This window comes from Longimicrobium sp., from assembly GCF_036280135.1.
In the GTDB taxonomy this organism is placed as follows: domain Bacteria; phylum Gemmatimonadota; class Gemmatimonadetes; order Longimicrobiales; family Longimicrobiaceae; genus Longimicrobium.
In genome coordinates this window covers 1-6,583 of sequence record NZ_DASURI010000017.1, presented here as the reverse complement: position 1 = coordinate 6,583, position 6,583 = coordinate 1, and the positions used below count along the sequence as shown (strand labels likewise).

6 protein-coding genes are annotated in these 6,583 nt (G+C 71.7%); 4 read left to right on the top strand and 2 right to left on the bottom strand.

All coding sequences use genetic code 11. The features are described from left to right. The first annotated feature begins 303 nt into the window (after positions 1–303). Both lepB and VFZ20_RS00465 read left to right on the top strand, forming a co-directional pair. Positions 304–1,350: a signal peptidase I gene (lepB, locus tag VFZ20_RS00470; RefSeq protein ID WP_329681842.1), complete on the top strand. Its 1,047-nt coding sequence runs from the start codon at positions 304–306 to the stop codon at positions 1,348–1,350. 5 nt (positions 1,351–1,355) lie between these two features. Further along, positions 1,356–2,735 carry a cytochrome P450 gene (locus tag VFZ20_RS00465; RefSeq protein WP_329681841.1) on the top strand — a complete coding sequence of 460 codons (1,380 nt, stop codon included), beginning with the start codon at positions 1,356–1,358 and terminating at the stop codon, positions 2,733–2,735. Between the two features lie 390 nt (positions 2,736–3,125). Here the strand turns inward: VFZ20_RS00465 and VFZ20_RS00460 are convergent, their stop codons facing one another. Then, the gene (locus VFZ20_RS00460; RefSeq protein ID WP_329681840.1) at positions 3,126–3,707 is read right to left on the bottom strand and encodes a hypothetical protein; all 582 of its coding nucleotides are present in this window, start codon (positions 3,705–3,707) and stop codon (positions 3,126–3,128) included. A 237-nt stretch (positions 3,708–3,944) separates the two neighbouring features. Between VFZ20_RS00460 and VFZ20_RS00455 the strand changes: the two genes are divergently transcribed. Together VFZ20_RS00455 and VFZ20_RS00450 are read left to right on the top strand one after the other, a co-directional pair. After that, positions 3,945–5,237 carry a pyridoxal phosphate-dependent aminotransferase gene (locus VFZ20_RS00455; protein ID WP_329681839.1) on the top strand — a complete coding sequence of 431 codons (1,293 nt, stop codon included), beginning with the start codon at positions 3,945–3,947 and terminating at the stop codon, positions 5,235–5,237. 199 nt (positions 5,238–5,436) lie between these two features. Next, positions 5,437–5,745 (top strand): DUF4377 domain-containing protein, encoded by a 309-nt coding sequence (locus VFZ20_RS00450; protein WP_329681838.1) that lies wholly within the window; start codon positions 5,437–5,439, stop codon positions 5,743–5,745. Between the two features lie 314 nt (positions 5,746–6,059). Here VFZ20_RS00450 and VFZ20_RS00445 read toward each other — a convergent pair. After that, positions 6,060–6,583 (bottom strand): metal ABC transporter permease (locus VFZ20_RS00445; protein WP_329681837.1); only part of this gene is annotated, 524 nt, incomplete at its 5' end.

Here is a 6,583-nt window from a genome sequence, read left to right as displayed (position 1 = left end):
AGGTGGGCGAGCTCCGCGAGCCCGGAGGGGGCGCTCGCGCAAGACCTGCCACACGCGGACGACCGGGCCTCTCCCGATCTGTTCACCGAAGCCGGTCCTGGTCGATCGAAGATCACGCGGCGCGGTAACTGGCGCCGGGCGCGAAACTTTCGCGGGGCACCGGCGTACGGAACGCGCCGCGGTTGTGCACGACGCGCGCGCGGCGGATATTGGATGATTCACCCGCACGGCCCGCGCGGGGCGGCACTCCAGGCGCCCCGCCCGCAATCCCCACGCGGCCGTCCAGAGATAGATCAGCAGATCGTGGCCAAATCCCACAGCCGCAAGGGGAAACCCGGCAAGCCCACGGACGCGTCCGACGACGCGGACCGCACCGTCATCCTGCCCGGTGCCGACGCCGACCCCACGCTCGCCCCGACCAGCGCGGAATCCGCCGCCACGACGCCGGCCGGCGACAGCGCGTCCGCCGTGCCCGCCACGGCGGAGACGGGCGCCGGGACGCCGCCCGCGCGCGTGGAGCGCAAGGAGCTGGTAGGCTCGCTGCGCAGCAAGGAGCAGCAGCGCGCCCGCGACAAGGCGCGCGGCAAGCCCAAGGCGGCCGTCGCGGCCGAAAGCGCCGCCGGGGGCGTGCTGGAGTGGTTCAAGTCCGTGGGCGCGGCCATCCTGCTGTTCTTCGTCATCCGCACGTTCCTCATCACGGCGTACTCCATCCCGTCGGAGAGCATGGAGAAGACGCTGCTGGTGGGCGACTACCTGATGGCGAACAACGCGCTCTTCGGCGCCACGCTGCCGTTCACCGACATCAAGCTCCCCGCCCTGCGCGACCCGCACCGCGGCGAGATCGTCGTCTTTCGCCCCACGTACAACGAGCCCCAGATCGACGTCGTCAAGCGCGTGATCGGCGTGCCGGGCGACACGCTGCAGATGGCCAACGGCGTGCTGTTCCGCAACGGCAAACGGGCCAACGAGCCGTACGCGCACTATGACCAGGGCTTCGACGAGAACATCGAGCTCGAGGGCTTCGGGCTGGTGGATCCCAACATCATCCCCGAGCGGTACGGCGCCAAGAACCACCTGCCGCTGCTGCTGCCGTCCGTCGACAAGCAGCGCTACCGGCCGTCGCGCAACAACTGGGGCCCGCTCGTGGTGCCGGCGGAGCACTACTGGCTGATGGGCGACAACCGCGACCAGTCGCTGGACTCGCGCTACATGGGCCCCATCCCCCGCGAGGTGATCCGCGGCAAGCCGCTGTTCATCTACTACTCGTACGACAAGAAGGACCTGGGCGCCGCCTTTCCCAGCTTCATCACGGCGGCGCGGTGGGGCCGCATCGGCGACCGCATCCGGTAAGGGCGATGCGCACGGCGCCTGACGCCGCCCCCGCGCGGGGCGGCCCGTCGTCCCTGCCGGACCCGCCCGGCCCGCGCGACGCCTTCCCCCTGGCCCGCCTGTTCGCCTTTCGCCGCGACCCGCGCGGCGCGCTGGAGACGCTGCAGCGCACGCACGGCGACGTGGCCTCGTTCCGCATCGGCCGGCGCCGCATCTACCTGCTGAGCCACCCGGACCTGGTGCGCGACGTCCTGGTCACGCATCACCGCAACTTCATCAAGAGCTACGCCCTGCAGCGCGCCCGCGTGCTGCTGGGCCACGGCCTGCTCACGAGCGAAAACCCGCTGCACATGCGGCAGCGGCGCTTGGCGCAGCCCGCCTTTCACCGCGACCGCGTGGCCGCCCTGGCGCGGACGATGGTGCGCTACGCCGTGGACGCGGCGGACCGCTGGCGCCCCGGGATGGAGGTGGATGCCGGCGCGGAGATGAACCGGCTCACGCTCGCCATCGCGGGCGAGACGCTGCTGGGCGCGGGGGTGGAGGACGAGGCGGACGAGATCCGCGGCGCGCTGACGGACGCACTGGGCCTGTTCAACCGCCTCCACAACCCGCTGGGCGAGCTGCTGGACCGCATCCCCGTGCCGGGCACGATCCGGATGCGGCGCGCCCGCGAGCGGCTGGATGCCACCATCTACCGCGCCATCGCCCAGCGCCGCGCGTCGGGCGAGGCGCACGACGACCTGCTGGGCATGCTGCTGGCCGCCCGCGACGACGAGGGCGACGGCGGCGGGATGACGGACGAGCAGCTGCGCGACGAGCTGCTCACGCTGTTCCTGGCCGGCCACGAGACCACGGCCAACGCGCTCGCCTGGACGTGGCACCTGCTGGACGGGCACCCGGAGGTGGAGGCGCGGCTGCACGACGAGCTGCGGACGGTGCTGGCCGGCCGCGCGCCCACGGCGGAGGACTATCCGCGCCTGCCGTTCACCCGGGCGGTGCTGGCGGAGTCCATGCGCATCCGCCCGCCCGCGTGGACCATCGGGCGGGAGCCGCGGGAGGACTTCGAGGCGGGCGGATACCGCGTGCGCGCGGGGAACATCGTGCTCGTGAGTCCGTGGATCGTGCACCGCGACCCGCGCTGGTGGAGCGAGCCGGAGGCGTTCCGGCCGGAGCGGTGGATGGCGCCGGACTTCGAGGCGTCGCTGCCGCGGATGGCGTACTTCCCGTTCGGCGGGGGGCCGCGCAAGTGCATTGGCGAGGGGTTCGCCTGGATGGAGGGCGTGCTGGCCCTCGCCACGCTGGCGGGCCGCTGGAAGCTGCGCCTGCTGCCCGGCGCGCGCGTCGTGGGCGAGCCGCGCATCACGCTGCGGCCCGTGGGGCTGCGGATGCGGGTGGAGCGGGTGTGAAGTGCGAAAGTGCGAAAGTGCGAAAGAGAAGAGGCCCGGCGCGGATGCCGGGCCTCTTTGCGTTTGGGCGGGGCTCGCGCCGAGCGACTAAAGTCGCCGCAACGACAGCGGAAAGCCTCACAAACTACGTGAGGCTTCAACTTCCCGCGCGGGAGGGTCCCGACCGTGGCGACCATCCCGCCGGAGCGGGTAAACCCGCTGCTGGGACAGCGGTAAGCCCTGTCTCGCGCTGACGCGCTCCGCGAACAGGGCTTCAACTGACCGGACGCCACCCTCGTGCAGGACCGGTGTTCTCCCTTCCCCCACGCAGTTTGTGGGGGAAGGGTCGGGGATGGGGGGCGCCCGCCCGTGCGGGATCGAACGCCTCCGCTCTGGATGCCCCTCGCCCGCTCAGTACATCCCGCGCCCGGAGTCGTCGCGATTGTCGTCACGGTCGCCCGTCTCGTCGCGGTCCAGCTCCTCGCGGCGGCCGGGGTAGATGTCCGGCTCGCGCGGCGTGTCGCGGCGGCGCGCCACCAGCGCGACGGCCGCCATCGCCGCCGCGCCCAGCGTCACGGCCGCGAGGATCGAGCGGCCCTTGCCGGCACCCTCGCGGTCCGACCGCTCCTCGCCCCCGCTCTCCCCGCCGGACCGGCCGCGCGATCCACGCTGGCTCTCGCCCCTGGATCCGCCACGCCCGCCCTTGGATCCGTCGCGCCCGGAAGAGCCGCCCTCGCTGCCTGAACGACTCCGCGAGCCGGAGGCGCGCTGGCTGCCGGAGCGGCTTTCGCTCTCGCCGCCGCTCCGCGACTGGCTCTCGCGACTGGATCTGCTCTCGCTGGAACCGCGGCTGCCGCCGGAGCCGCGGCCGTTCCCATCGGCGGCGTGCTGCTCCATCCAGACGTTGGTGTGGTGGTGGATCTGTCCGTCATCGCCGACGTACTCGCGCTCCTTCAGCGACCAGCGGCGGGTCTCACGCTCGTTCTCGCTCATCGTGCACTCCGTGGTGGTTCATCCGTCCGCCCCATCGGCGGGGCCCCCGTGCACGGTTGGTGCCCGCTGGCCGACAGCGCGATGACCGTCGTGCTTCGCGCCCCCGCCGGCTATTCCCTGTTCCCTATTCCCTGCAGTCGCAGTTCCGGCCGCTCCTATCCATCCGCCGCCCGGCACGCTACCTTGCCGCCCGCGACCCACTTCATCCGCACGAGATTCCGGAGGCTGGAGCGGCACATGACGGACAAGCGTGTTTGCACGATGGCGGCGGGGCTCGTGGGCTCCGAGATCCTCAAGATCGCCGCCGACATCCGTGCGATGCAGGCCAGCGGCACCGAGGTGTGCAACCTTACCGTCGGTGACTTTTCGCCGAAGGAATTTCCCATCCCGCAGTTCCTGCAGGACGGAATCGTGGCGGCGCTGCAGGCGGGCGAGACCAACTACCCGCCGTCCGACGGCGTACCGCAGCTGCGCGAGGCCGTACGGCGCTTCTACCAGCGCACGCTGGGGCTGGACTATCCGCTGGAGAGCATCCTGATCACGGCCGGCTCGCGGCCGGGCATCTACAGCACCTACACGGCCATCGTGGACCCGGGCGACGTGGTGGTCTACCCCGCGCCGTCGTGGAACAACAACCACTACGTGCACATGGCCGGCGCGCGGGGCGTGCCCATCGTCTGCGACGAGCGCTCGGCGTTCCTGCCCACGCGCGCGGACCTGGAGCCCGTCATCCGCGGCGCGCGGCTGCTGGCGCTCAACTCGCCCCTGAACCCGTCGGGCACGGCGTTCACGGCCGAGGCCCTGGCCGATATCTGCGATCTGGTGCTGGAGGAGAACGCGCGCCGCGGTCCGGACGAGCGCCCGCTGTACGTGATGTACGACCAGGTGTACTGGATGATCACGTTCGGCGGCACGCAGCACGTGAACCCGGTGTCGCTGCGGCCGGAGATGCGCGAGTACACGGTCTTCATCGACGGCATCAGCAAGGCGTTCGCGGCCACGGGCGTGCGGGTGGGCTGGACGGTGGGTCCGGCGGACGTGACCAGGCGGATGGCCGGCATCCTGGGCCACGTGGGCGCGTGGGCGCCGCGCGCGGAGCAGGTGGCCACGGCGCGCCTGCTGGACGACGCGGGCGAGATCGAGCGCTACCACGCCACCATGCTGCGCGACGTGCAGGACCGGCTGGACGCGCTGTACGAGGGCTTCAGCCGGCTGGCGGAGCGAGGGTACCCCGTGAGCGCCATCCCGCCCATGGGCGCCATCTACCTGAGCTTGCGCATCGCGCTGCACGGCTGGCGCACGCCGGGGGGCGAGGTGCTGCGCACCAACGAGGAGATCCGGCGCTACCTGCTGGACGCGGCCGGGCTGGCGCTGGTGCACTTCCAGGCGTTCGGGATGCTGGAGGACACCGGTTGGTTCCGGGCGTCGGTGGGCGCCGTGTCGCTGCCGATGATCGCGGCGATGTTCGAGCGCCTGACCCCCGCGCTCGAGGCCCTGCGCCCCGCCGACGAAGCCGCCGCGGCGGACTGATCGCCATCCGCGCCGCGCTTTGATGACCGGAGCCCGTTCGCGACGATTCGTCGTCGCGGGCGGGCTTTTCCATCCGGTGCGGTCGCGGTGGTCCGCCGGCTGGCATCGTCACGGATGGCGGGCGTGGATCGTTGATCGGCGTGGGATCATCCGTCACCTCGTCCTTGAATCCGCCATGCGTCGTTTTCGCTTTTTGCCGATGTTCGCGCTCGCGCTGCTCCCCGCCTGCGGCGCCGCGCCCACGGGTGCCGGCGAGCAGCAGCTGACGTTGTACGTGGCCTCGTACACGCGCACGTGCACCGGCACGTACGAGATGCAGTGCCTGCAGATCCGGGACGACTCCGCGGACCCGTGGGGCAACTTCCATGGCGAGATCGAGGGGTTCACGTATGAGCCGGGCCACGAGTACGTGCTGCGCGTGCGCGTGACCGAGATCGCCAACCCGCCCGCCGACGGCTCGTCGCGCCGCTACCAGCTGGTGCAGGTGGTGAGCAAGACGCCGGCGTAGAGGGCTCGTCCAGAGCGAATGAATTCGCCGCTGGAAATTCGCGAAGTCCGCCTTCGCGGACTGCCCTGGAGACGGCCGGCGGATGTGCAGCGGGGCGGCGTCCGGTCGGTTGAAGCCCTGTTCGCAGAGCGCGTCAGCGCGAGACAGGGCTTACCGCTTTCCCAGCGGCGGGTTTACCCGCTCAGGCTGGGGCGATGCACATTCGCTGGATCTCGCCCACTTTCGACGCGAGCCCGCCCCGAACGCAAAGAGGCCCGGCATCCGCGCCGGGCCTCTTTCGCACTTTCGCACTTTCGCACTTTCGCACTCGTCCGTCACATCCCCACGGCCGCGCGCGCCCCCGTCCGCCCGGTCGGGGTGAGCGCCAAGCGGTCGGCGTCGGCGCGGGAGATCCAGCCGTCGTGCTCGGCGCGGCGGATGACCCGGCGGGCGAACTCCGGCTCCCAGCGCAGGTGCTCGTGCAGGTGCCCCTCGCGGCACTCCTCCGCCGCGTCGGGTGAGTCCTCGTGGTTCAGCAGGTGGATGGCCAGCATGGTCTGCGCGAACGCCCACCGCTGCCGCGCCCGCCGCCGCGCGATGGCCAGCAGCCCCCGCTCCGGCGCGAGCAGGAACACGAGCATGAACACCACGCCCGTCATCGTGGCCATGGACCCCGCGATGGACACGTCGAACAGGTAGCTCATCCAGTACCCCGCCAGCGCGCTCACCACCGCCAGCCCCATGCTCAGCCCGATCATCCGCGGCAGCCGGTCCGTCAGCAGGTAGGCGCTGGCGGGCGGGGCGATCATCAGCGCCACCACGAGCACGGAGCCCACCGCGTCGAACGCGCCCACCGCCG